This is a genomic window from Streptomyces sp. NPDC088194, assembly GCF_040702025.1.
Taxonomy (GTDB): Bacteria; Actinomycetota; Actinomycetes; order Streptomycetales; family Streptomycetaceae; genus Actinacidiphila.
The window spans coordinates 120,438-145,810 of sequence record NZ_JBFBIV010000004.1 but is presented as its reverse complement, the minus strand read 5'-3'; the positions used below and the strand labels follow the sequence as shown (position 1 = coordinate 145,810).

Here is a 25,373-nt window from a genome sequence, read left to right as displayed (position 1 = left end):
GCGCCGGGTGGAGAGGACACGGAAACACGGCCGTCATCGAAATGCGCCGAACCGTGTAATCAGCCATTTGTATACACCTTCCAGGAGCCCGAATCCGCTGCCGCGGAACCCGGAAGGAGCGTCCCGTGTTCGACCTCGTACTGCGTCGCGCGAAGATCGCCGAAAGAGAAGACCTCGTGGACATCGCGGTCACGGGCGGCCTGATCGCGGCGGTGGGCGCGATACCCGCGGACGCCGCCGCGGCGGAGACGGTCGACTGCGACGGTCTCGTGGTGCTGCCCGGCCTGATCGAAGCCCATCTGCACCTGGACAAGGCCCTGCTGGACCGGGACCGCCCCAACCTGTCGGGCACCCTCGCCGGCGCGATCGAGGTCACCGGCGCGCTGAAGCGGGACTTCACCCCGCAGTCGGTACGCGCCCGCGCCGAGCGGGTGCTGCGGTGGGCGGTGGCGAACGGCACCACGCTGATCCGGGCGCACCCCGACGTGGACCCGCTGGCGGGCCTGACCGGCCTGGACGTGATGCTCGAACTGCGCGAGTCGCACCGGCACCTGGTGGACCTCCAGGTCGTGGCGTTCCCCCAGGAGGGCATCGAACGGGCCCCGGGTACGTACGCGTTGCTGCGCGAGTCGCTGCTGCGCGGGGCGGACGTGGTGGGCGGCTGCGCGTACAACGAGGGCGACCTCGACGCGTGCCGACGGCACATCGACACCGTGTTCGCGCTGGCCGCCGAGTTCCGGGTGCCGGCCGACCTGCACGCCGACTTCGCCGACGACGCGGGCGACGCCCGCTTCGCGCTGGCCGAGGCCGTCGCCGACGCGACCGAGCAGCACGGCATGGCCGGCCGGGTGACGCTCGGCCACGTCACCTCGCTCGCCGGCCGGCCGCCGGCCGAGCGCGCCCGGGTGATCGCCCGCCTCGCCGAGGCCGGCGTCGCGGTGGTCGCGCTGCCCGCCACCGACCTGCACCTGGGCGGCCGCGCCGACCCCCAGGCCGTACGCCGAGGCGTCACCCCGGTCCGCGAACTGCTCGACGCGGGCGTGCTGACCGGCTTCTCCTCGAACAACATCCGCAACGCCTTCACCCCGTTCGGCAACGCCGACCTGCTCGACATCGGCCTGCTGCTGGCGCAGACCTGTCACATGGGCAGCCCCGCCGACACCGAGCGCATCCTGCGGATGGCCACCACCGACGCCGCCCGGATCACCGGCACCGACGCGGACTACGGGCTGCGGCCCGGCGCCCGCGCCGACCTCGTGGTGCTCGGTACCCGGCGCCGCGAGGACGCCCTCACCGACCGCCCGGACCGGCGCTACGTCGTCAAGCGGGGTCGGATCGTGGCCCGCACCACCCGTACCAGCGAAGTCCTCGACGCGCGGGTGCCGCAGGCCGTCTGACCTCCCGTCCGACCGTCCCTCCGCCCCTTCCGCCCCTCGGTCCCTCCCCCTCCGCGCGCTCTCCGCCCGCCGCGCGCCCGCGCCGCCGCCCGGTGGCTCGCCTCGCTCGCGCCGGGACCCCACCGCACCACGTCCCACCGCACCGCAGCCCTCCTCACCGCAGCCCTCCTCACCCCGACCGCATCCCGCCAGGAGCCCGCCATGCGCGAACGCGTCCCGCACGAGATCGCCGCCTCCGTCCTCGCCGCCACCACCGCCTTCGTCGGCGGCACCGCCCTGAACCTGCCGCCATGGGCGATCTTCGTCTCCTGGGCCGGGCTGCACCTGATGGGCCCGCTCAGCCTGGCCAACGCCGCACGGCTGTGGGCCGCGATGCCGGTGGGCTCGGCGTTCGCGCTCGCCATCGTGCTGGCCGACCAGCACCTCGGGCCGCACGTGAGCAGCGGCCGCTGGGCCCAGGACGCGCTGCTCGCCGCGATCATCCTGGTGCTCAACACGGCCCTGATGTACGCCGGCCGGCTCCGGGCGACCTCGCTGGTGCCGGGGATGTTCCTCGGCTTCGCCTCCTACTTCGCCACGTTCTTCGGCGGCTTCGGCTACCACGCGGGAAGCGTCTGGGCGGCCTGGGTGAGCGTGGTGGCCATGAACGCGCTCGGCCCGGTCTACGCCTACCTCGCCGGCCGGCTCACCTTCGCCCGCGCCGAGCCGGCCGGCACCGCGACCGCGGCACACCCCGCGCCCGCCGGCCCGTCCCCCGTACGGGCCCGCTGACATGGCCGCCGACGTGCCCGCCCACCCCCCGGGTGCGCGGATCAACCACCCGGACGTCGTCGCCGAGGTGACCGCGCTCGCGGACGCGTACGAAGCCGCGCTGACCGGCAACGACATCCCGGTCCTCGACGCGCTGTTCTGGGACGGCCCGCACACGGTGCGGCTCGGCGCGACGGAGGAGCTGTTCGGCGCCGAGGAGATCGCGGCCTTCCGCCGTGGCCGCCCGGCCGCCGGGCTGGATCGGACCCGCACCCGCATCGAAGTCACCACCTTCGGCACCGACTTCGCGGTCACCACGACCGTGTTCGTACGTGCCGGAGTCCCGGGGGTGGGCCGGCAGTCCCAGACCTGGGTGCGGCTCCCCGAGGGCTGGCGGGTCGTGGCCGCGCACGTCTCCCAGCGCCCCGGCGCCGGGACCGACCGGCCCGCGCCCGTATCCCCGCACCCGCGCCCGCGCCCGCCCGTACCCGTCCCACCGTCCCGCGCGCAGCCGCCGCGGGTGTATGCACCGGACCATCCGACCGACGAACAGGGGACCCGACCGTGACCGGACCCGATCGCCCCGCCGCCGGCACGGGGGCGGAGTACGAGCACACCGCCGTGCCACCGGGCGCCCGCAAGAGCCTGCTGTCGGTCGCCGGTGTCTGGGGCGGCTTCCCGATGTGCCTGGGCAACGCCGTCTTCGGCGGCCTGATCGTGTACAACCTCGGCCTGCGCGAGGGGTTCTGGGCCATCCTCGCCGGCAACCTCGCCCTGCTCGGATACGTCGGTGCGCTCAGCCACCACGCCGGCCGCACCGGCCGCAGCTTCGCCATGCAGGCGGCCGACGCGTTCGGCCCGCGCGGCAGGCTGCTGGTCACCGGCCTGCTCGCGACCGTGGTGATCGGCTGGTTCTCCTACCAGGTGGGGCTGACCGGCACCACGCTCCAGCAGGTGCTCGGCTGGACCCCGGTGTGGGGCGCCCTGCTCGGCGCGGTGGTCTACGTCGCCCTCACCGTCACCGGCATCCGCGCGCTGTCGCTGGTCGGCCTCGTCGCGGTGCCGCTCTTCCTGCTCACCGCCGGACTGGCGTTCTGGTACGCGGCCCGCGGAGGCGCCACCGCGAGCGGCGCCCTGTCGTACCGCGGCCACGACCACGGCATCACCTTCTGGTCGGCGGTGGGGATCGTGGTGGCGGGGTTCGCGGACTCCGGCACCATGACCGCCGACTTCACCCGGTGGAGCCGTGACGGCCGCTCGGCCGTGTACGCGACCGCGGCGGCCTTCCCGTTCGGCAACACCGTGGCCTACCTGGTGGGCGGCGCGGTGGTCGCCACGGGCGGTGCCGCGCACCCGGCCACCGACGGCGGCTCCTTCCTCGGGCTGCTGGACGGGCACGGCGGCTGGATCACCGCGCTCGCGGTGCTGTTCACCCTGGCCAACCTGGGCTCGGTCGCCGCGCACTGCCTCTACAACGCGGCGGTGGGCTGGTCAGGGCTGACCCCGCTGCGGATGCGCCCGCTGGCGGTCCTGCTGGGCGCGGCCGGCGCCGCGCTGGCGCTCACCGGCGTGTGGACGTCGATCGTGAGCTGGCTGCAACTCCTGGGCATCCTGGTGCCGCCCATCGGCGCGGTGCTGATCGTCCACCAGTTCCTGGGGCGCCGGGCGGAGAACGGGGAGGCCGCGGGCTCCGCCACCACGGCGCCCGGAGCCGACACCGCGGCCGGCACCGGAGCTGTCACCGGAGCCGTCACCGCGGCCGGTGGTCCCGGCCTCCCCGCGGCCCAGGCCGGTGGCGTGCCGGCCCGCCGGGACCACGGGCTGCGGTGGCCCGCGACGGCGAGTTGGGCGGCCGGTTCGGGCGCCGCCTGGCTGCTGCACCACCTGGAGCCCGGCTCGCTCGACGCCCTGCTGGGCTTCTGCGTCGCCGCGTGCGCCTTCGGCGGCCACCACCTGGTGACGGCCCGGGTCCGTCCGCACGCACCGGGCGCGCCTGCCGCCGCCGCGGTCGCCGCCGGGGCGGCGCGGCGGTGACGCCCGCCGAGCGCGACGCGCTGTGCTTCCTGCCCGCCACGGAGGTGGCCGCCGCCGTGGCGGCCCGGCGGTTGTCGCCGGTCGAGGTGGTGGACGCCGTGCTGGAGCGGATCGAGGCGGTGGACCCGGAGTTGGGGGCGTTCTGCACGCCGGTGCCCGACCGGGCCAGGGCGGAGGCGGCGGACCTCGCGGACCGCCTCGCCCGCGGGGAGGCGGCCGGCCCGCTGGCGGGCGTGCCGCTGGGGGTGAAGGACCTGATCGCGACGGCCGGCATCCGCACCACCTCGGGCTCGCCCGCCTACCGCGACCACGTGCCCGACCAGGACGACATCGTGGTGGAGCGGGTGAGGGGCGCGGGCGGGGTGGTACTCGGGAAGACGAACACGACCGAGTTCGGCTACAGCCCGGCAGGGCACAACCCGCTCTTCCCGCCCACGCGCAACCCCTGGGCCCCGTCCCTCACCCCGGGCGGCTCCAGCGCGGGCTCGGCCGCAGCGGTGGCCGCCGGGCTCGGTCCGGTGGCGCTGGGCAGCGACGGCGGGTGCTCGCTGCGCGTGCCGGCCTCCTTCTGCGAACTGGTCGGCATGAAGCCCTCGATGGGCCGGGTACCGGTCTGGCCCGGCTGTCGGGACGAGCGCTTCCCCGGCATGTCCGGATGGGAGAGCGTCGAGCACCTGGGTGCGCTGACCCGGACCGTCGCCGACACCGCGCTGCTGCTGTCGGTGCTCGCCGGGCCCGATCCGCGCGACCGGCACTCCGTTCCCTGCGGCGACGTGGACTGGCGCGCGGCCGCGCGGGCCGGCGCCGCCGAGGGGTGCGCGGGCCTGCGGGTCGCCTACAGCCCGGACCTGGGCTACCTGCCGGTGGACCCGGAGGTGCGCCGGGTGGTCGGCGAGGCGGTCGGCGCCTTCACGGACCTGGGCTGCGTGGTGGAGGAGGTCGTGCCCGGCTGGGCGGACCCGGCGGAGGCGTTCCAGGCGGTGATCACCGCCGAGACCGACCTGAGCGGGATGCGCGCCCTCGTGGACCGGTACGGCACCGAGATGTCACCGCACCTCGTCGCCTGGATGACCCGCGCGTGGACGGCGCGGGAGCTGACGGACGCGAACATCGCTCGCAAGGCGCTGGCCAACCGGATGGCCGGGCTGATGTCCCGCTACGACCTGCTGGTCACGCCGACCGCGGCGGTGGCGCCGTTTCCGGTCGGCGTCCAGGGGCCGGAGCGGATCGACGGCCGCGCGGTGGCCGACACGGCGTGGATCGGCTTCAACTACCCCGCGTCGCTGACCGGGCAGCCCGCGGTGAGCCTGCCGGCCGGCCGGACCCGCGACGGCCTTCCGGTCGGCCTCCAGGTGGTCGGCCGCCACCTCGCCGACGGCACCGTGCTGCGGGTCGCCGCGGCGTACGAGGTGGCGCGGCCGTGGGCGCACCGCCGTCCGCGAGCGGGGGACGCCGCCCAAGGGACAGCCGGCCGGAGGGCGGTCGGCCGGGGGGCGGTCGGCCGGGGGGCGTGAACCCGGCGCGCCGGTGGGCGCGCCGTCGGCGGTGGCGACCGCGATCGGCCCCGCCAGGAGTGGGCCGGGCGACTCGGGGCAGGTGGGCGTCATGGCCGTACTGAGGAGATTCGCCCGCCCGCTGCTCGCCACCACGTTCGTCGGCGGCGGCTTCGCCACTCTGCGCGAGTCGGCGGCAGCCGCCCCGGTCGGGCCGTCCATCCCGCACGACCGGTCCGACCCGCACGACCGAAACGACCCGCAGGGCGCTCCGGCGCCCGACGACGGGCTCTCGCCGGCCGACCGGCTCCGGCGGATCGCGCAGGACCCGCGGCAGGTCGCCCTGGTCACCGGCTCGGTACGGCTCGGCGCGGGCGTGCTGCTCGCCCTGGGCCGCTTCCCGCGCGTGTCGGCGGCCGCGCTCGCGGCGACGCTCGTGCCGCGCGTGCTCACCGAGCAGCCGTACTGGCGACTTGAGGACCCGCGGGAGCGCGCCCGCGAGCGGGCCCGCTTCTACCAGGACGTCTCGCTGCTCGGCGGTCTGCTGCTGGCCGCGGCCGACACGCACGGCAAGCCGTCGCTGGCCTACCGCACCCGCCATGCCGCCTCCGACGCGGGCGACTCCCTGCACCACGCGGTCGAGAGCGTCACCGACGGTGTGAAGGACCTCGCCGACGAGGTGAAGGAGTTCGCCGTCGACGTCCGCGACCGCCTGCCCGGGGCCTGACCCGGATCTGGGTGCCCCCGCTCCCCTTGGTCCGGGGGCGGGCCGCTCAGCCGTCGCCGCTCAACTCTCGCCGCTCAACTGTCGCCGCCCCGGCGCTTGCCCGCCCACACCGCGAGCGCGACGACGGCCACGATGACCAGCAGCACCACGAAGACCGTCGACAGGCCCCCCGAGCCCCCGCCGCTACCGCTGCCGCTGCCGTAGCTGTGGTGATGGTGGTAGCTGTGGCCGTGTACGCGTGTCAGTCCCCCGAGATGCATGGCGTCGATCGTAGAGGGCGCGGCGCGGCGGACGGTCGCCTTCCGGTCACAGGCGTGCCACAGGAAGATGCGCGCCGCCGCGCCGCTCCTGCGGTCCGGCCGCCGCCGTATCGGGGGACACGGCGCGGCGCACCCGCGATCACCAGGGACTTCGCGCCGGGCTGTGGCAGCATCGGCGCATGCTCGTGCTCGATCTGGCCGGAGTGGGCGACCGGCAGGAGTTCATGGACCGGGTCTCCGCCGACCTGCGGTTGCCCGACTGGTTCGGGCGCAACTGGGACGCGCTCGCGGACTGCCTCACCGACCTGTCCTGGTGGCCGGTCGAGCCGGGCGGCCGGCGGCTGCACGTGCGCAACTGGCAGGGTTTCGCCGCGGAACTCCCGCGGGAGTGGCGGATCGTCAAGGACATCCTCCGGGACGCCGAACTCTTCTGGCGCCACACCGACAGCGAACTGGCCGTCATCGTGGAAGGCGAGGACCCCGCCGACACCGCGGCTTCGGGTGGCTAGCGGACCCTCTGGGGTGGTGCGGCCTCTTCCCCGGAAGAAGGGTGCGCCCTGAAGGGGCGCGTGCGGGTACCTGGCTCCGCCGGGGGCGCCCCCACCCAGGCGAAGCTCCGGGAGAACCGCGCGAGCAGCCCGCCACCGGCGGGTGATCCCGCAACCGACGGAACCACGCACCCCGGAGGGTCACGCCGCTGGCCACCCCTCCGATCCCGGCCGCCGTGCCGGGTGAGGGCCCCGGCAGGTGTCCATCCCGGTCGGCAGGGCAATGCGGACTTCCCCTCGCGACCGCGCTCTCAGATCTTCGGGACCGGGTCGTCGTGTCTCCGGGATCAGGGGTCGGGCCGCCGTACCGTGTGCACCAACTACTGTTGCTCCACCTCTAGTTGCACACCTGTACCTGATTTCCAGTGCTTCGGGCCCACCGGCCGGCGACGGCCGGCGGACTCCCAGCACGGTCTGGAGTTCCATGGCCCGCCTGCTCCGGCCGGCCGGCGGGTTCTCCCCCACCGGCCAAGCACCCGAATTACGAGAAGGATTGTGAAATGACGTCAGCCGACGTGTCGACCAGGCCCGGTCCGCGCCCTGCCACCGATGAGCCGCGCCAAGTGCACCTGGTCGACCTGACCGTGATGCCAAGCGTCCGCTACAGCGCCGTACTCGGCTACATGCAGGCAGCCGCCCAGGCCGACCCGGAGCTCGCCGCGAGCTGCTCCTTCACCAAGCACGTGTACATGAAGGCCGGGGACGCCTTCGAGGGCGCCTGCGCCAAGGTGCTGGACGCCCTGGACAACCCCTTGGCCGTCGCCTTCACGGTGTACTACTGGAACCGGGCCAGCTCCACGGAGTTGGCCCGCAGGGTCAAGGAGCGCTGGCCGAACTGCCGCATCGTGCTCGGCGGCAACGACGTGACGCACCAGCAGGATGCCGTGTTCGCGGAGGCACCCTGGGTGGACGTCCTCGTCCACGGCGAAGGAGAGATCCGCTTCCGCGACCTGCTGCGGGTCTTCCTGCACCAGGAGGAGCGGGCCGCCGCCGAGAAGGAACTCGCCGAAGTTCCCGGCATCAGCTTCCTTCGCACCGACGGCGAGGTGGAGACCACCGCCGAGGCCCCGCGCATCGCCGACTTCGACGAACTGCCCTCGCCGTTCGAGGGCGACGTCTGGTCCGACGAGGACATCGCGCGGTCCCAGATGCTGGTGTACGAGACCAACCGCGGCTGCCCCTACTCCTGCTCCTTCTGCTACTGGGGAACCGGGGCCACCAACTCCAGGGTCCGCCAGTTCTCGATGGAACGCATCAAGGCCGAACTGGAGCGGATCATCCGGGTCTGCGCCGACAACACCCGGATGTTCATCGCCGACGCCAACTTCGGCATGCTCGCCCGCGACGTCGAGATCGCCGAACACGTGGTGGAGCTGTGCCAGCGCTACAACAAGCGGCTGCTGGTGATGACCAACTGGGCGAAGAACACCAACGGCCGCGTCGTGGAGATCGCCAGCATCCTGTACAAGGCGGGGCTGACCGGCGCCATCACGCTGTCCGCGCAGTCCTTCAACGCCGAGGTGCTGCAGATCGCGAACCGGAAGAACATCCGGGTGTCGCACTACCGCCGGATGCAGACCCAGTTCCGCGCCCTGGACATCCCGACCTACACCGACCTCATCTGGGGCCTGCCCGGTGAGACCCTCGTATCACTCCTGGAGGGCATAGAGGAGGCGATAGCCTCCGGCGGCTCCCCCGTCGTCTACCCGCTGTTCCTGCTGAACAACACCGACTACACACACGAGCGGTTCCGCGACGAGCACGGTCTGAGGACCACGCACATGCCCTGCGACCCGGGCAGCACGGACCTGTATTCCGATGTGGTGACCGAGCACTCGCGGATGCCGTTCGAGGACTGGCTCACCGGGATCGTCCTTCGGCTGCCGCTGACGCTCTTCCACAAGTGCCTGCTGCGCTGCACGCTGCGGGTGCTCGCCGAAACCTCCGGGGCGCGCACGGTCGACCTGCTCCAACTGCTCGAGACCTTCCTGCGCGAGAAGGTCGAGGACCCGGTCGTGGCCTGGCTGATGGCCGACTACGAGCGTGCCTGGCGCGAGCCGGACAACTTCGACGCCAAGACGATCTACGGCCACGCCGGGCGGTCGATGATCCAGGAGGAGATCCACTACCAGGCGATACTGCGCCGGATGGTGAGCGACGAGGGCCGCGCCGCCCGGCATGCCCGCGCCGCCGTGGACTTCCTGTACGAGGCGCTCGCCGAGCAGGGACGTCCGCTCCCGGACCGCGCCGAACTCGACAGGGTGACCGAACTGGACATGGCCGCGGCCGCGGTGTTCCGGGCCGGGATCACCCACGAGGCGGAGCAGCACGACATCGCCGTTCCGGCGCCGATGTACGAGGTGCTGCGGTCGTACGGCGACGTGCCCGCCCAGTCCGGCCTGGCCTCGTCGGCCGACGGCCTCGTGCACGGCCGGGTCGAGGTACCCGAGTTCCGTGCGCGCTACCCCTTCAGCCCGTACACGCTGTCCGTCTGGCATGCGAGCGGTCGCCCCCTGCACGATGTCAACATCAGCCTGACCGTGCAGCAGCTGCCGGAACGCGACATGGACGAGGACGAGGCGGACGCGGTGTCCCACATCGCGTAGTCACCGACACCGATCGGTGCGGCGCCCGCCCGGCGGGGCGGGCGCCGCACCGTTCGCTTTCCGCCAACGCCCCCCGGGCTCGGGCCGGTTCACCCCGATCACCCGGGGCGGTCAGACACACACGACGTACCCGGGGCTCGTCCACCGTACTGGCGGGACCCTCCGGGGTGGTGCGGCCTCTTCCCCGGAAGAAGGGTGCGACCCGAAGGGGCGCGGGGACCGCGCGAGCAACCCACCACCGGCGGGTGGTCCCCCAACCGACGGAACCGCGCACCCCGGAGGGTCACGCTAGCCACCCGTGGCCAGCGAACCGTCCGGGTCGACCCGGTCCAGCGCGGGACGGGGCGCCGGCCCGGTGGAGTGCAGCAGGAAATCCGCCGCGGCCGTGTCCGTCACGAGGCTCGTCACCAACCCGGACCGCAGCACCGCGTTGATCGCCTCGGCCTTCCGCATCCCCCCGGCGATGGCGAGCACCTCCGGAATGCGGCGCAGCCGATCCGCGTCGATCGTGATGCACCGGTCCCGCAGATCCCGTCCGACCCGGCGCCCGCGGGCGTCGAAGAGGTGCGACGACATCTCCGCGGCCACCCCGAGGCTCGCGTAGTGCTCGCGCTCGGCACCGGAGACGGCGTCGTACACCGTGGAGATCCCGGCCTCCCAGGAGCCGATCGAGACGACCGCGACGGTGACCTTCTCGAAGTAGCTCATCGCGGCGGCGATCTGGCCCTGGGCGCGGAGCGCGGCGGCGGTGGCGGGGTCGGCGAGCACCATGGGCGCGTACAGCGGGTGGGCCTCGCCGCCGGAGACGGCCGCGGCGGTGCGGACCGCCTCGACCGAGCCGCGCTCGGCGGTGCCGACGTCGTACACCCCGGTGAGCTGGACGACGGTGCAGGGCGCGAGCCGGTCCAGCGCGTTGGCCATGGTGATGATGGAGCGGCCCCAGGCGAGGCCGAGCACGTCGCCGTCGCTGACCAGCTCGCCGAGCAGGTCGGCGGCGACCGCGCCGAGGTTCTCCGGGTCGGGCGCGTCGGCCTGGTCGGCGGGGGTCTCCACGACGACCGCGTGCCGCAGCCCGTAGTGGGCGCGCAGCGCGTCGGAGCGCTCGGCGTCGAGCTCCGCGGGCACCCGAATCTCGATCCGCACCAGGTCGCGTTCGAGCGCGGTCTCCAGCACCCGGGCCACCTTGAAGCGGCTGACCCCGAACTCCTCCGCGATCTGGATCTTGGACTTGCCCTCCAGGTAGAAGCGACGTGCCATCGCCGCGGCCTGGACCATCTCGCCCGGGCCCATGCGCACCTGTGCGCGGCCTGTGCTCACGTCGGCTCTCCCCAGTCACCCATCTGATCAGCTCCGCTGCCATCTTCCCAGACGCCGGGGGTTACGGGCGCGTAGTCCGGGGCCGATCCGGCCGTACGGAGTGATCCGCTCCGACCGTTCGACCGCCGGTCCGCTGCCGTTCCCCCGGCGTACGGAACGCCGCCGTACCGGACGCCGCCGCGTGAGGCAGCACCATACGGCTCGCCGGCGCTCAGTGCGCGCCGGCCGCGTCGGCCTGTGCCCGCAGCGACCGGATCGCGGCGGCCGGATCGTCCGTGCCGTAGACCGCGGAGCCGGCCACGAAGACGTCGGCGCCGGCCTCGGCACAGCGCTCGATGGTCTCCGCGGAGACCCCGCCGTCGACCTGGAGCCACATCTCCAGGCCGTACTTGTCGATCAGTGCCCGGGTACGGCGGATCTTGGGCAGCATGATGTCGAGGAACGCCTGGCCGCCGAAGCCGGGCTCGACCGTCATCACCAGCAGCATGTCCAGCTCGGGCAGCAGGTCCTCGTACGGCTCGATCGGGGTAGCCGGCTTCAGCGCCATCGAGGCGCGGGCGCCCTTGGCGCGGATCTCGCGGGCCAGCCGGACCGGCGCGGCGGCGGCCTCCACGTGGAAGGTGACGGAGCCAGCGCCGGCCTCGACGTACCCCGGCGCCCAGCGGTCGGGCTGGTCGATCATCAGGTGGCAGTCGAGCGGGATGTCCGTGGCCCGGCCCAGCGCCTCGACCACCGGCAGGCCCAGTGTCAGGTTCGGCACGAAGTGGTTGTCCATCACGTCGACATGGAGCCAGTCGGCGCCCTTGGCCGCGTCGGCCGCCTCGGCGAGCCGGGCGAAGTCGGCGGACAGGATGCTGGGGTTGATCTGCGCGGTCATGGTGCCCAAGCAAACCAGATCCGACGCGCGCGTGTGCGACGGCCCGTGACTGCGGGGTGCGGGCCGGCCGGTCCGCGGGGCCGCTACGGGGCGGGCGCGGGCCGGGCGGGGGCCGGGCGGGCGAAGGGGCGCGCGCCGCGGAAAGCGCGCGAGCCGTCGTGGGCAGCGGCGTGAGCAGGGCACGAGCACGGCGCGGGCAGGGGCGTGGCCGGCAGCTGTGGTACCTCCCGGTAACCCGCCGCGGCGCACTCCCGTCAGAACTCTTGACGGAGTATCAACACAAGCCGACACTTCGTCGTGCCGACTTCCAACACCGTCGGTCATTTTGCAACACGCGGCGGTGGGCGCCGCCCGCTCCGCGCCCCATTCACGGTGCCCGCGCGCCCCTCCCCCCACCGAAGGAGACGGCACGATGCGCCCCACAGCACCCGCACGACCAGCGCTCCCGCACGGGTACGCGCGCCCGCTCCGCCGGCCGCTGGCGGCAGCGGCCGCGGCCGCGGCCCTGCTGATGCTCTCCCTGCTCGTCCTGTTCGGCTCGACCCCCCGGGCGCACGCCCTGGACAACGGCCTGGCCCGTACGCCCCCGATGGGCTTCAACGACTGGAACGCGTTCGGCTGCAACGTCAGCGAGCAGCTCATCGAGCAGACCGCGGACTACCTGGTCTCCTCGGGCCTGAAGGACGACGGGTACACCTACGTCAACATCGACGACTGCTGGATGACGAAGAACCGCGACTCGGCCGGGAACCTCGTGCCCGACCCGGCGAAGTTCCCCGACGGGATCAGCGGCACCGCGGCGTACGTCCACGCCAAGGGCCTCAAGCTCGGCATCTACGAGAGCGCCGGCACCGCCACCTGCGCCGGCTACCCCGGCAGCCTCGACCACGAGCAGCAGGACGCGAACAGCTTCGCGTCCTGGGGCGTGGACTACCTGAAGTACGACAACTGCAACAACCAGGGCGTGCCCTGGGAGCAGCGCTACGACGCCATGCGGGACGCGCTCGCCAGTACCGGCCGGCCCATCGTCTTCAGCATGTGCGAGTGGGGCGAGGACAACGTGTGGACCTGGGGGGCCGCCACCGGCAACCTGTGGCGCACCACGGGTGACATCAACGCGTCGTTCGGTTCGATGCTGTCGATCTACCACAGCAACGTGCAGCTCGCGCAGTACGCCGGCCCGGGCGCCTGGAACGACCCGGACATGCTGGAGGTCGGCAACGGCATGTCCTTCACCGAGGACCGCAGCGAGTTCAGCCTGTGGGCGGAGATGGCCGCGCCGCTGATCGCCGGCACCGACCTGCGCTCGGCCACCCCGGCCACGCTGTCGCTCTACGGCAACAAGGCGGTCATCGCGGTCGACCAGGACTCGCTGGGCAAGCAGGGCACCCAGGTGTCGTCCTCCGGCGGGCTCGACGTGCTCACCAAGCCGCTGTCCAACGGCGACGTGTCGGTGGCGCTGTTCAACGAGAACTCCGGCACGGCCACCATCAGCACCACGGCCGCCGCGGTCTCCGCACCGTCCGCCTCGTCGTACAAGCTGACCAACCTGTGGACCAACGAGGTCAGCACCACCAGTGGCGCGATCTCGGCCTCCGTGCCCGGCCACGGCACCGTGATGTTCCGGGTCTCCCCCGGCAGCGGCAGCAGCGTCGGCACCACCCACCCGCTGCTCGGCGCCTCCTCGCACCGCTGCCTGGACGCGAACGGCGGCGCGATCGCCCCCGGCACCGCGATCGACATCTGGGACTGCAACGGCGGCAGCAACCAGGCCGTCACCCTCACCTCGGCCGGTGAACTGCGGCTGTACGGCGGGACCCAGTGCCTGGACGCCTACGACAACCAGACCGCCTCCGGCACCAAGGTCGAGCTGTGGTCCTGCAACGGCGGCGCCAACCAGCAGTGGCACCTCAACCCGGACGGCACCATCACCGGCACCCAGTCCGGCCTGTGCCTCGACGTCACCGGCGGCGACAAACCGGCCGGCAACGCCAACGGCACCGCGCTGGAGCTGTGGACCTGCAACGGCGGCGCCAACCAGCAGTGGAGCCTGTCCTGACCCCACCCCTCCGAACCGCGGCCCCCGGCGCGCACCACACCCGCGCCGGGGGCCGCCCCCTGCGCCACCGGGCCCCGGGTTCACACCGGGATCGCAAAACCCCGTGGGCGAACGCCCGTTGCCCGTGCCATGCTCGCGTCGTGGTCTCGACCTTCAACCCCGGCCTGCTGACGTGGGACGACGTGGACCCCGCCCGTCACCCTTTCGACAGCCGGTCCGCGGCGCGGGTGGTGCACGCGCTCGGACCGGCCCGGCGCGTCCCGCACCGTCCTGACGTCCCCTTCCGCGACCCGGAGCACGTCGCCTGGTCGTGGCACGAGGCCCGCCTCTGGGCCGACGCGATGTCCCACGCCCTCGCCGAGTACTACGGCGACTGGGCCGTGGGCTGGCGCTGGTCACGGGACGAGGGAGACTTCGACGGAGGGCCGGTCAGCCACTGGTGCTGCCCGCGCGACTCGGTCACCACCCCGCAGGAGACGCTCGACCGGGTCGTGGCGGCGCTGTGCGAGTGGCGCGCGTGGCTGGAGAGCCTCGCAGACCGCTTCGCGGTCTACCCGCTGGAGCTGGCGGACATCGAGAGCCAGCGTGTCCTGTGGGAGTCCGTCTCCCGGAACCTGATCCTGCAGGTCGTCGACCGCACCGGCTGCGGCAGCGGGTGGTACGGACACTGCCGGCAGGTGCTGACCTGGTTCCTCAGCCGTGCCGCGGTGGCGCCCGACATCGCCCAGCGGCTCGTCGACCAGGCGATCGGCGGCAGGTTCAACAGTTGGACCGGTCCCGACACGCTGCTGGTGAACGACATCGTGGAGAAGCTCGCGCTGTCCGTGCGGCCGGAGGACGCCGCGCCGCCCGTCCGCCGGCTGCCGGACCACCTGGAACGCTGGCTCGCGGTGCGCGCGACGGTGCCGTGGGACCAGGACCCGGGCGGCGGCGGGGAAGGACCGGTGGCACCGCCGCGAGACGGCGCGGCGGAGGATGTCCGCGCGTTCGACGGCGCCCTGGACCCCGCCCGCGCGGAGGGCCTGCTCATCGCGCTGGAGCTGGTGCGGGCGGACGCCGCGCGCGGCGCCGTCCTCGACTTCGCGCTGCTGCGTGGCTGGCATCGGCATGTCCTGGGCACCCCGGCCGGCTCGCCGCCACCGGCCTTCCGCACCTTGCCCGCCTTCGCCAAGGAGGGCCGGGAGCGCTACGGCATCGGCCCGGACACCCGCGCGCGGTTCGAGGCGTGCCTGGCCGAAAGCGCGCGGGGCGACGGGCAGGACCTCGCGCCGGCGGCCCGCGCCGCACGCGCGTACCTCGACGTCTGCTCCTTCCACCCCTTCGACGACGGCAACGCCCGCTGCGCGTTCCTCGTCCTCGTCTTCGTCCTCGCCCGCGAGGGCGTCACGCTCGGCAGCGTCAGCCTGATCCGCCGTGTCGTCCGCTGGGCGGACCGCCCGGAGGACGCGTACCTCCTCGCCCGCTACATCGGCCACCACATCAGTGACGCCCGCCGCCTGGCGGCCGCCGGCCACTGACGACCCCGCGGGGGTCCGGGGGCAGCGGTGGTCAGCGGCGGCGGAGGAGGGAGAGGTACATCGCGTCGGTGCCGTGGAGGTGCGGCCACAGCTGGATGTCGGGGCCGTCACCGAGGGCGGGGACGCCGGGGAGCAGGGGGCGGGCGTCGACGGGGTCGGCGTCGGGGGCCTGCGAGGAGCGCAGCACGTCGTCGACGACCGCGCGGGTCTCGGCCAGGTGCGGGGAGCAGGTCGCGTACGCGACCACCCCGCCGGGCCGTACCGCCGTCAACGCCTCGGTGAGCAGGGCGCGTTGGAGCGGTCCAAAGCCGCCGACGTCTTCCGCGCGGCGCCGCCAGCGCGCTTCCGGGCGGCGGCGCAGCGCGCCCAGACCGGTGCAGGGCACGTCGACCAGCACCCGGTCGAAGGAGCCGGGCCGCCACACCGGGCGGGTGCCGTCCGCGACGACCACCTGATAGGGGCCCGGGTTGCCGTGCAGCGCGCGGCCGACCAGGCGGGCCCGGTGCGGCTGCTTCTCCGCGGCGACCAGCAGCGCGCCGCGCTCGGCGGCCAGCGCCGCGAGCAGCGCCGCCTTCCCGCCGGGGCCCGCGCAGCCGTCGAGCCAGCGCGTGTCGGGACCGTCCAGCGGCGCCGCGGCCAGCGCGGCGGCGACCAGCTGGCTGCCCTCGTCCTGGACCCCGGCGTCCCCGTCGCGGACCGCCGGCACCGCGGCCGGGTCGCCGCCCTCGGCGAGCCGGAGCGCGTAGGGCGACCAGCGGCCCGGTTCGGTCGTCTCCGGGGGCAGTGACGCGGCGATCTGCTGCGGGGTGCTGCGGCCCGGGCGGGCCACCAGCGTGACCTCGGGCCGCTCGTTGTCGGCCGCGAGCAGGTCCTCGATGCCGGCCCGGCCGCCGCCGAGCGCGTCCCACAGCGCCGTCACCACCCAGCGCGGGTGCGAGTGCACCACGGCCAGGTGGTCCTCCGGGTCCTCGTCGTACGGCGGGGCGACCTGCGCCAGCCACCCGTCCAGGTCCTGCGCGGAGATCCGGCGCAGCACCGCGTTCACGAACCGCGCCCGCCCGTCGCCCAGCACCACCCGGGCCAGCTCCACGCTCGCGGAGACCGCGGCATGCGTGGGGATTCGGGTGCCGAGCAACTGGTGGGCGCCCAGCGCCAGTACGTCCAGGACCGGCGGGTCCACCTCGCGCAGCGGGCGGTCCACGCAGGCCGCGATCACCGCGTCGTACGTGCCCTGGTGGCGGAGCGTGCCGTACACCAGCTCGGTGGCGAGCGCCGCGTCCCTGCGGTCGAAGGTGCGGCCCTTCTTCACCGCCTCCTGCTCCGCGGCGCGCAGCAGCCCCGGCAGCACCAGGTTCGCGTACGCGTCCCGCTCCCCCACCGCCCGCAGCGCCTCGAACGCCAGCACCCTGACGGGGTCCTTCTGCGGACGGCGGTACGGCTTGCCCTGCGTGCTCTTCAAAGGTGCTCCGGTCATGTCTTACGGGGGTACGGCTCGCCTACAAGCGTAAGGGGCCGCACTTGCGGAACGGGGCGCCCCGGGGGGCTCAGGCCCCGAACCGGCTCCCGGGTTCGATCCGGGTGCCCCGGGCCCAGTCCGCGGCCCCCATCATCTTCTTGCCGACCGCCTGCACGTCGCCGAGCCGGACCGGGTGGCTGCCGGTGCCCACGAAGACGGCCTTCTTGGTGACCGAGATCTCCCCGGGCGCGAGGGCCTCCGCGTCGGGCTCGGGAACGACCGGCCCGAGCTTGACCCGCTCACCGGCAAGCAGCGTCCACGCCCCAGGGGCAGGCGTACACCCCCGGATGAGCCGGTCGACGCGCAGCGCGGGCGCGGTCCAGTCGACGGCCGCGTCCTCGACGGTGAGTTTGGGCGCGACGGTGATCCCGTCGGCGGGCTGCGGCCGGCCGACGAGGTCGCCGCTGTCGATGCCGTCCATCGTGGCGACCAGCAGCCGCGCCCCGCTGTGCGAGAGCCGCGTCAGCAGGTCACCGCTGGTGTCGCGGGGCCGGATCTCCTCGGTGACGACTCCGTAGACCGGCCCGGAGTCCAGTCCCTGCTCGATGAGGAAGGTGGACGCGCCGGTCACCTCGTCCCCGGCCATCACGGAGTGCTGCACGGGCGCGGCGCCGCGCCAGGCGGGCAGCAGCGAGAAGTGCAGGTTCACCCAGCCGCGGGCGGGCACGTCGAGCGCCACCTTCGGCAGGAGTGCGCCGTAGGCGACGACCGGGCAGCAGTCCGGGCCGATCTCCCGCAGCCGGGCCAGGAAGTCCTCGTCACGCGGCCGGGCCGGCTTGAGCACCTCGATCCCGGCCTCCTCGGCACGCTGAGCGACCGGGCTGGCCAGCAGCTTGCGGCCGCGGCCGGCGACGGCGTCGGGCCGGGTGACGACGGCGACGACCTCGTGCCGGTCGGAGGCGAGCAGGGCGTCCAGTGCGGGTACGGCGACCTCGGGGGTGCCGGCGAAGACGAGCTTCATCGTGCGGGGTGTACCTCTCGGTGGGCGGCGGCTCGGCGGGTGACGGTACGGCGGGTGACGGCTCGGCCGGCGGGGGCTCGGTGTGCGGCCGCACGGCTCACAGGGCGCGGCCGAACGTGTCGTGCGGCGAGATCTTCACCCGCGGGGCGCCCTGCGCGCCCCAGTCGGCCTCGCGGATCGCCTTCATCGCCTCCTTGCGCCGCTCGGCGTCGAGCCGGTCGACGAAGATGATGCCGTCGAGGTGGTCCGTCTCGTGCTGGATGCAGCGGGCCAGCCGCTGGGTGCCGTCGAGGGTGACCGGGTCGCCGTACATGTTGAAGCCCCGGGCCACGACGCCGAACGCGCGCTCGCAGTCGTAGGTGAGGCCGGGCAGCGACAGGCAGCCCTCGGGGCCGTCCTGCGACTCGTCGCTGAGCGTGAGTTCGGGGTTGATCAGATGGCCGAGTTCGCCTTCGACGTTGTAGGTGAACACCCGCAGGGACACGCCGAGCTGGGGCGCGGCCAGGCCGGCGCCGGGGGCCTCCAGCATGGTGTCGGTCAAGTCCTTGACGAGGGTGCGCAGTTCGAGGTCGAAGGTGGTGACCGGCTGCGCCGTCATGCGCAGCACCGGGTCGCCGAACAGGCGGATGGGCTTGACGGACACGGGCAGGGTCTCCTGGGGCGGTCGGGGCGCCGGGCGCACCACGGGCGGACGGCGGGCGGGGGTCAATTCTAGGGCGGTCCGCGACAGGGAGTGCACGCGGACGGCGCGCGCCCCCGGGGCGGCCGCCGCGCCGGTCGGGCGTGACTCCTGGGGGCGGTGGCGCGTTGGTCAAGAGAGTTTGACCGAAATCGGGCTCGCACACGGCTGCAACGTGCGGCCCGATCCTTGTCATCGTCGGTTGGAGAGGCTTGTTGATGCCCGACCACGCAACTCCCGATGCTCAGGCACGGGCCAGCCTGCACCTGCTGGTGCGGGACATCGAACGGGTCCGCCGGCAGGTGGACGCGCTGCGGACCCTGACCGCCCAGCTCGGGAACGTCTACCGACCGCGGCGCGGCGGGCCCTCGGCCGGGTTCGTGGTGTACGGGCGGGCGCCGGCTCCGACGGTGCGGCTCGCCCAGGAGTTGCGGGACAGTGTGGAGACCCTGGTGACGGCCGCGGTGGAGTTCGACCGCTCGCTCGGGTTCTCCTGGGACGCGGTGGGGTCCGCGCTGGGGGTCACGAAACAGGCGGTGCACCGCCGGTACGGGTCCCGGCGGGCTCCTGCGGAGGGCTCCACGCCAACCGTGCCCGCGGCCCGCACCGTGGAGGAGGATCAGCCGGTGCAGTCCGTTGGCACGGGGCCTGAACGGACCCACGGCGCCCCCTTCCCCAGCCCCCGCATGCCCTGACCCACAACGGCCCCCCGACCCCGCCCCCCGGACGCCCGACGGACAACGGTTCGCCCCACCCCGGGCCTCGGACGCCCCGACGAGCGACGGCGCCCCCTTCCCCGGGCGCCGGACGCCCCGACGGACGACGGTTCGCCCCAGGGGCGCGGGGAACTGCGCGACAAGCCCACCACCGGCCGGTGGTCCGGACACGACAGCAACTGCCCCTTCCGGCCGGTGGCGACGCGCGCCACCATCGCGGCTGGGCACTGGGGGTCCCCCCTCTGGGGGAGTTCCCCGCGCCCCTGGATGGTGGACGTCTTCCGCGCGGGCACCCCGCCAGGGGAAGGGTGGGCGTCTTCCACCCGGGCACCCCGCCAGGGCGTCCGCGTGGCGCCGCAGGCGCCGCGCGGCCTATCCGATGTCGGGTGGGTCCATGCGGAGTTGGAGGGGAGCCGTGTTCCCGCTGCGGGCCGCACGCGCGACCTGCGCGGCCTTGAGCGCGGCGGCGAGCGCGGCGCCGGTGCCCGGGGGCACCCGGAAGAGCAGGCGCTCCCAGGGCTCGGTGCCGGCAGGGCGCCGTACGGGCACGGGCCCGAGCAGATCGGTGCCCGGGGGGAGGCGGACCAGATCGGCGAACTCGGCCACCGCCGCCGGCGGCCCGGCGACCGCCGCCATCCGGGCCACCGGCGGAAAGCGCAGCTCGGCACGTTCGGAGAGCTCGCGCACGGCGTGCCCGGCCGGGTCCCACCGGACCAGCGCCTGCACCGGCCGCAGCGTCGGCTCGGCCAGCACCACGACGGTGCCGCCCTCCCCCGCCGGCCGGACCAGGGCCGCGGCCAGCGCCCACCGCCGCAGCGCCTCCTCGGCCGCGCGCAGGTCCGGGCGGCCCAGCAGCGCCCAGCCGTCCAGCAGGAGCGCCGCCGCGTAACCCTCGTCCGCGACCGGCTCGGCCCCGGGCGTGGCGATCACCAGCGCGGGAGCGCCGCCGACCGTGGCCAGCACGGTGTCCCGCCCCGACGTCCGCACCGGCACCCGGGGGAAGGCCCGCCCCAGCTCCTCCGCCGTCCGCCGCGCCCCCACCACCCGCGCCCGCAGCCGGAACCCCCCGCACTCCTGGCAGTGCCAGTCCGCCGCCGGCCGCCCGCACCACCCGCACGCGGGAGTGCCGCCCTCCTCGCGCACCTCCAGCGGCCCGGCGCAGGCCGCGCAGCGGGCCGGGGCCCGGCAGGTGTCGCAGCCCAGCCGGGGTACGTAGCCGCGCCGGGGCACCTGGACCAGCACCGGGCCGCGGGCCAGCGCGTCGCGGGTGACCTGCCACGCCAGCGACGGCAGCCGGGCCGCGCGGGCCGCCTCGTCGCGTGCCTGGTCCAGGTCGCCGACCGTACGGACCAGTGGCGCGGCCGCCCGCACCTGCTCGCGGGCGGCGGCCAGCGGCAGTGCCCAGCCGCTGTCGACGAGCTGCGCGCCCTCGACGGTGGTGGTGACCCCGCCGAGCAGGAACGCGGTGCGCTCCTCGCGGGCCCGCAGCAGCAGCACGTCACGGGCGTGCGGCTGCGGGGCGTGCGGCTCGGCGTGGCTGGAGTCGCCGTCGTCCCACAGGGCGACCAGGCCGAGGTCGGCCACGGGTGCGAACATCGCCGCGCGGGTGCCGACCACCGCTTTGACGGTGCCGCGGCTGATTGCGAGCCAGCGCCGGTAGCGCTCCTCGGGACCGGCGTCTGCGGTGAGCAGGACATGGCGGCCGGCGCCGAGCAGTTCGGTGAGGGCCGCGTCGACGCGCGCGGCGCTGCGCCCGTCGGGCAGCACGGCGAGCGCGCCGCGCCCGGAGGCGAGCGTGGTGGCCAGCGCGGTGGCCAGTTCCTGCGGCCAGTGCGGGCCGGGCAGCGCCAGCCACACCGCGCGGGGGGTGTCGCCGCGGGCGAGTGCCTGCAGGTAGGCAGGGCCGGTGGCGTACCGGGACCAGGTGGCGGGCGGCGGCACCGCCGGATCGGGGCGGGGGTCGGGCGAGGGGTCGCGCTCGGCCCGGGCCATCCGGGGCGGCACGGCGAGCTGCACCACGTCGGCGAGCGCGCCCGCGTACCGGTCGGCGACCTGGCGGCACAGCCGCAGCAGCGGCGCGGTGAGCACGGGCTCGGTGGACAGCACCTGGGCCAGCGGTGCGAGCGGGCCCGCGTAGTCGCTGTCGGTACGGCGCTCGACCACGAAGCCGTCGTGCAGGGTGCCGCCCTCGCGGCGGCCCTTGACCACGCGCGCGCCGAACCGGACCCGCACCCGCACCCCGGGCTGGGCGTCGGCGTCCATGGCGGCGGGCACCGCGTAGTCGAAGAACTGGTCGAGGTGGACCAGGCCCTTGTCGACCAGCACCCGGGCCACCGGAAGGCCCTCGGCGAGTGCGGCCCCGCGCCAGGTGCGCGGCTTGGCCCGCGGCTGCTGGGACTTGCGGACCGTCTCCCGGATCAGCGCGAGCTGCTCCCCGCTCCCGCTGCTGTGCCCCGCCTCGGAGGGCTCGCCGCCCCCGGCCGCCTCCTCGGAGGCCCCCCGCTCGGGTCCGTTGTCGCCGCTCACCCTGTGATTCTTACCAGACGTCCACGACAGCACCGCGCCCCTGGACGGGTGCGGCTCCTCCGCGAGGGAAGAGTCGCACCCCCAGGGGCGCGAGGACGTGACGAGCCACCGTCTGCCGCAAGGTCCGGGAACCGTGCTCCAGGGGTGGCGGACGGACCTGTTACAGGCCCACCGCGGCGCGGAGCGCGTCGACCCGGTCGGTCTTCTCCCAGGTGAAGTCGTCCAGCTCGCGGCCGAAGTGGCCGTACGCGGCGGTCTGGGCGTAGATCGGCCGCAGCAGGTCCAGGTCGCGGATGATCGCGGCCGGGCGGAGGTCGAAGACCTCGCCGATGGCCTGCTCGATCTTCTCGACGTCGACGTTGGCGGTGCCGAAGGTCTCGACGAACAGGCCGACCGGCTCGGCCTTGCCGATCGCGTACGCGACCTGGACCTCGCAGCGCGACGCCAGCCGCGCGGCCACCACGTTCTTGGCGACCCAGCGCATCGCGTACGCGGCCGAGCGGTCCACCTTGGACGGGTCCTTGCCCGAGAAGGCGCCGCCGCCGTGCCGGGCCATGCCGCCGTACGTGTCGATGATGATCTTCCGGCCGGTCAGACCCGCGTCGCCCATCGGGCCGCCGATCTCGAACCGCCCAGTCGGGTTGACCAGCAGCCGGTAGCCGTCGGTGTCGAGCTTGATGCCCTCGTCGAGCAGGGCCTTCAGCTCCACCTCCACGACGAACTCGCGGATGTCGGGGGTGAGCAGCGACTCCAGGTCGATGTCGGAGGCGTGCTGCGAGGAGACCACGACGGTGTCCAGCCGGACCGCCTTGTCGCCGTCGTACTCGATGGTGACCTGGGTCTTGCCGTCGGGCCGCAGGTAGGGGATGGTGCCGTTCTTGCGGACCTCGGTGAGCCGCTTGGACAGCCGGTGCGCCAGTGTGATCGGCAGCGGCATCAGCTCGGGCGTCTCGTCGGAGGCGTACCCGAACATCAGGCCCTGGTCGCCCGCGCCCTGCTTGTTCAGCTCGTCCTCGTCGGTCTCGCCACCCTCGACCCGCTTCTCGTAGGCGGTGTCGACGCCCTGCGCGATGTCCGGCGACTGCGCGCCGATCGACACCGAGACGCCGCACGACGCGCCGTCGAAGCCCTTCTTCGAGGAGTCGTAACCGATCTCGAGGATCTTCCCCCGCACCAGCGAGGCGATGTCCGCGTACGCGGTCGTGGTGACCTCACCGGCGACGTGCACCTGGCCGGTGGTGATCAGCGTCTCGACCGCCACCCGCGAGGACGGGTCGGCGGTCAGCAGGGCATCGAGGATGGTGTCGCTGATCTGGTCAGCGATCTTGTCGGGGTGACCTTCGGTCACGGACTCCGAAGTGAACAGACGGCGGGACACATCGCTCCCTGGGGTTGCAGCGGCTGCTGGCTCAAGCTGGTGGAGTGCACAGGGCTGCGCCCGGCGCTCCGCAGTCAGCTTAGCGTGAGCGTCCCGGGGACGGACCAGGCATCTCGTTCTTTGGATATGCCACAACCTGCGACTCGATGTCCACTCACCGGCCACTCGGCGCCCGTTCGTCAGCCGATCGTGTCGCTTCCGGTGACCGCCGACGACCGCTCCCGGCAGGGCGCCGCGGCCCGTGAGCTGCGCGGTCCGCCCGGCCCGCGCGCAGCCGTGCACGTGCAGGCGGTCCCGGCCGGTGGAACGGACGGGCGCCGGCTCATTTCACCGACTGTTCACGAATCGACCGTTCGCGGTCGGCGGACGGCTCAGTGCCGAGCGCTCTGGGCCAGTCGGGCGGCGACCAGGTCCCACACCTGATCGGCCAGCGCCTCCTTCGGACCGTGCGGCACCGGCGTGGCGCTGCCGTCGGAGCCGAGGATCACCGCTTCGTTGTCGTCGGTGCCGAACGCCTTGCCGCCGCCGACTTCGTTGACGACCAGCAGGTCGCATCCCTTTCGGGTGAGCTTCGCCCGGCCGTTGACCAGCACGTCGTCGGTCTCGGCGGCGAAACCGGCCACGATCTGCCCGGGGCGGGCGCGGTGCGCCGACAGCTCGGCGAGGACGTCGGGGTTGCGGACCAGCTCCACCGGCGCGGGCCCGGCGCCGTCGTCGCTCTTCTTGATCTTGCTGGTGGCGTACGCGGCCGGGCGGAAGTCGGCGACGGCCGCGGCCATCACCACCGCGTCGGCGTCGGCGGCGGCCTTCAGCACGGCCTCGCGCAGCTGCTCGGCGGTGCCTACGGCCACCACGTCGGCGCCCGCGGGGTCGGCCAGCGCCTCGGTGTTGGCGGCCACCAGGGTGACCCGGGCGCCGCGCGCGACCGCGGTACGCGCCAGGGCGTACCCCTGCTTGCCGGAGGAGCGGTTGCCGAGGTAGCGGACGGGGTCGAGCGGTTCGCGGGTGCCGCCGGCGCTGACCACGACGTGGCGGCCGGCGAGGTCCGGCGCGGTCACCCCGCGGGCGAGGACGCGGCGGCAGACCTGGTGGATCTCGTCGGGGTCGGGCAGCCGGCCCTTGCCGGTGTCGACCCCGGTGAGCCGGCCGACGGCTGGCTCGATGACCACCGCGCCGCGGCGGCGCAGCGTGGCGACGTTCTCCCGGGTGGCGGGGTGCTCCCACATCTCGGTGTGCATGGCGGGCGCGAAGACCACCGGGCAGCGGGCGGTGAGCAGGGTGTTGGTGAGCAGGTCGTCGGCGAGGCCGTGCGCGGCCTTGGCGAGCAGGTCGGCGGTGGCGGGGGCGACCACGACGAGGTCGGCGTGCTGCCCGATCCGCACGTGCGGGACGCCGTGGACGCCGTCCCAGACCCGGGTGGAGACGGGCTTGCCGGACAGCGCGGCCCAGGTCGCCTCGCCGACGAAGTGCAGTGCCGCGTCGGTGGGCACCACCTGGACGTCGTGCCCGGACTCGGTGAAGCGGCGCAGCAGTTCGCACGCCTTGTACGCGGCGATGCCGCCGCTGACACCCAGTACGACCTGTGGCCTGCTCATGCCCGCTCCGCTCCGTTCCGCCGCGCCGTCACGTTGCCGTGCCCACTCGCTCGCACACCCCATGACACACCACGGGCCCGGCGGTCGCGCCGCCGGGCCCGGGATGTGTGCTGGTGCTCACCTCACTGGGTGGGCGGCGCCTCGACGGCCTCGGAGGTCAGCAGGCCGGCGTTGATCTCGCGCAGCGCGATGGACAGCGGCTTCTCGTGGACGTGGGTGTCCACGAGCGGGCCGACGTACTCCAGCAGGCCCTCGCCGAGCTGGGAGTAGTACGCGTTGATCTGGCGGGCGCGCTTGGCCGCGTAGATCACCAGGCTGTACTTGGAGTCGGTGGCCTCGAGCAGCTCGTCGATCGGCGGGTTGATGATGCCCTCGGGCGTGGTGATGGAAGAGGACACGCTCTACCTACCCCTACTT

At 74.1% G+C, this 25,373-nt stretch carries 21 protein-coding genes; 11 read left to right on the top strand and 10 right to left on the bottom strand.

Annotation, left to right across the window (positions count from 1 at the left end; genetic code table 11):
* Positions 1–125 precede the first annotated feature (125 nt).
* The 6 genes from AB0399_RS03240 to AB0399_RS03215 all read left to right on the top strand — a co-directional run bounded on the left by AB0399_RS03240 (position 126) and on the right by AB0399_RS03215 (position 6,401).
* Entirely contained in the window at positions 126–1,397 is a 1,272-nt protein-coding gene (locus tag AB0399_RS03240) for an amidohydrolase family protein (protein ID WP_366410063.1), read from the top strand.
* A gap of 201 nt (positions 1,398–1,598) precedes the next feature.
* On the top strand, positions 1,599–2,168 hold the full coding sequence (locus AB0399_RS03235; RefSeq protein WP_366410062.1) for a DUF1097 domain-containing protein: 570 nt from the start codon (positions 1,599–1,601) through the stop codon (positions 2,166–2,168).
* Position 2,169: 1 nt separating this feature from the next.
* The gene (hpxZ, locus tag AB0399_RS03230) at positions 2,170–2,715 is read left to right on the top strand and encodes an oxalurate catabolism protein HpxZ (protein ID WP_366410061.1); all 546 of its coding nucleotides are present in this window, start codon (positions 2,170–2,172) and stop codon (positions 2,713–2,715) included.
* Entirely contained in the window at positions 2,712–4,181 is a 1,470-nt protein-coding gene (locus AB0399_RS03225) for a cytosine permease (protein WP_366410060.1), read from the top strand. Before hpxZ ends, AB0399_RS03225 begins: the two co-directional genes overlap by 4 nt.
* On the top strand, positions 4,178–5,695 hold the full coding sequence (locus AB0399_RS03220; protein ID WP_366410059.1) for an amidase family protein: 1,518 nt from the start codon (positions 4,178–4,180) through the stop codon (positions 5,693–5,695). The genes AB0399_RS03225 and AB0399_RS03220 overlap by 4 nt, the downstream gene beginning before the upstream one ends.
* A 91-nt stretch (positions 5,696–5,786) precedes the next feature.
* Complete coding sequence (locus AB0399_RS03215) at positions 5,787–6,401, top strand: DoxX family protein (protein WP_329371672.1); 615 nt, start codon at positions 5,787–5,789, stop codon at positions 6,399–6,401.
* A gap of 74 nt (positions 6,402–6,475) precedes the next feature.
* Here the strand turns inward: AB0399_RS03215 and AB0399_RS03210 are convergent, their stop codons facing one another.
* Positions 6,476–6,661: a hypothetical protein gene (locus tag AB0399_RS03210; RefSeq protein ID WP_328461453.1), complete on the bottom strand. Its 186-nt coding sequence runs from the start codon at positions 6,659–6,661 to the stop codon at positions 6,476–6,478.
* A gap of 179 nt (positions 6,662–6,840) precedes the next feature.
* Here AB0399_RS03210 and AB0399_RS03205 point away from each other — a divergent pair, with 179 nt between their 5' ends.
* Positions 6,841–7,170, top strand: a complete 330-nt coding sequence (locus AB0399_RS03205; RefSeq protein WP_329371668.1) for a barstar family protein — start codon at positions 6,841–6,843, stop codon at positions 7,168–7,170.
* A 539-nt stretch (positions 7,171–7,709) separates the two neighbouring features.
* Positions 7,710–9,815, top strand: a complete 2,106-nt coding sequence (locus tag AB0399_RS03200) for a radical SAM protein (protein WP_329371666.1) — start codon at positions 7,710–7,712, stop codon at positions 9,813–9,815.
* A 288-nt stretch (positions 9,816–10,103) separates the two neighbouring features.
* Here the strand turns inward: AB0399_RS03200 and AB0399_RS03195 are convergent, their stop codons facing one another.
* Both AB0399_RS03195 and rpe read right to left on the bottom strand, forming a co-directional pair.
* Positions 10,104–11,105: a sugar-binding domain-containing protein gene (locus tag AB0399_RS03195; protein WP_328473847.1), complete on the bottom strand. Its 1,002-nt coding sequence runs from the start codon at positions 11,103–11,105 to the stop codon at positions 10,104–10,106.
* A gap of 238 nt (positions 11,106–11,343) precedes the next feature.
* On the bottom strand, positions 11,344–12,009 hold the full coding sequence (gene rpe / locus AB0399_RS03190) for a ribulose-phosphate 3-epimerase (protein WP_329371664.1): 666 nt from the start codon (positions 12,007–12,009) through the stop codon (positions 11,344–11,346).
* Between the two features lie 511 nt (positions 12,010–12,520).
* Between rpe and AB0399_RS03185 the strand changes: the two genes are divergently transcribed.
* Together AB0399_RS03185 and AB0399_RS03180 are read left to right on the top strand one after the other, a co-directional pair.
* Positions 12,521–14,068, top strand: a complete 1,548-nt coding sequence (locus tag AB0399_RS03185; RefSeq protein WP_366410084.1) for a ricin-type beta-trefoil lectin domain protein — start codon at positions 12,521–12,523, stop codon at positions 14,066–14,068.
* A gap of 140 nt (positions 14,069–14,208) precedes the next feature.
* The gene (locus AB0399_RS03180; protein WP_366410058.1) at positions 14,209–15,585 is read left to right on the top strand and encodes a Fic family protein; all 1,377 of its coding nucleotides are present in this window, start codon (positions 14,209–14,211) and stop codon (positions 15,583–15,585) included.
* 31 nt (positions 15,586–15,616) lie between these two features.
* On the opposite strand, the gene AB0399_RS03175 is transcribed toward AB0399_RS03180, so the two are convergent.
* The 3 genes from AB0399_RS03175 to def form a co-directional block, all read right to left on the bottom strand.
* Entirely contained in the window at positions 15,617–17,059 is a 1,443-nt protein-coding gene (locus AB0399_RS03175) for a transcription antitermination factor NusB (protein ID WP_366410057.1), read from the bottom strand.
* Between the two features lie 70 nt (positions 17,060–17,129).
* Complete coding sequence (fmt, locus tag AB0399_RS03170) at positions 17,130–18,062, bottom strand: methionyl-tRNA formyltransferase (RefSeq protein WP_328461463.1); 933 nt, start codon at positions 18,060–18,062, stop codon at positions 17,130–17,132.
* Between the two features lie 97 nt (positions 18,063–18,159).
* Positions 18,160–18,705, bottom strand: coding sequence for a peptide deformylase (gene def, locus AB0399_RS03165; RefSeq protein WP_329371658.1), 546 nt, complete (start codon positions 18,703–18,705; stop codon positions 18,160–18,162).
* 254 nt (positions 18,706–18,959) lie between these two features.
* Between def and AB0399_RS03160 the strand changes: the two genes are divergently transcribed.
* Positions 18,960–19,436: a hypothetical protein gene (locus AB0399_RS03160; RefSeq protein WP_366410056.1), complete on the top strand. Its 477-nt coding sequence runs from the start codon at positions 18,960–18,962 to the stop codon at positions 19,434–19,436.
* A 393-nt stretch (positions 19,437–19,829) separates the two neighbouring features.
* On the opposite strand, the gene AB0399_RS03155 is transcribed toward AB0399_RS03160, so the two are convergent.
* The 4 genes from AB0399_RS03155 to rpoZ all read right to left on the bottom strand — a co-directional run bounded on the left by AB0399_RS03155 (position 19,830) and on the right by rpoZ (position 25,354).
* Positions 19,830–21,983, bottom strand: coding sequence for a primosomal protein N' (locus AB0399_RS03155; RefSeq protein WP_366410055.1), 2,154 nt, complete (start codon positions 21,981–21,983; stop codon positions 19,830–19,832).
* A gap of 160 nt (positions 21,984–22,143) precedes the next feature.
* A complete protein-coding gene (metK, locus tag AB0399_RS03150) occupies positions 22,144–23,361 on the bottom strand; it encodes a methionine adenosyltransferase (RefSeq protein WP_329371654.1) in 1,218 nt (405 codons plus the stop codon).
* Positions 23,362–23,732: 371 nt separating this feature from the next.
* Complete coding sequence (gene coaBC, locus AB0399_RS03145; protein WP_366410054.1) at positions 23,733–24,956, bottom strand: bifunctional phosphopantothenoylcysteine decarboxylase/phosphopantothenate--cysteine ligase CoaBC; 1,224 nt, start codon at positions 24,954–24,956, stop codon at positions 23,733–23,735.
* 122 nt (positions 24,957–25,078) lie between these two features.
* Positions 25,079–25,354 (bottom strand): DNA-directed RNA polymerase subunit omega, encoded by a 276-nt coding sequence (gene rpoZ / locus AB0399_RS03140; protein ID WP_103887663.1) that lies wholly within the window; start codon positions 25,352–25,354, stop codon positions 25,079–25,081.
* Positions 25,355–25,373 lie beyond the last annotated feature (19 nt).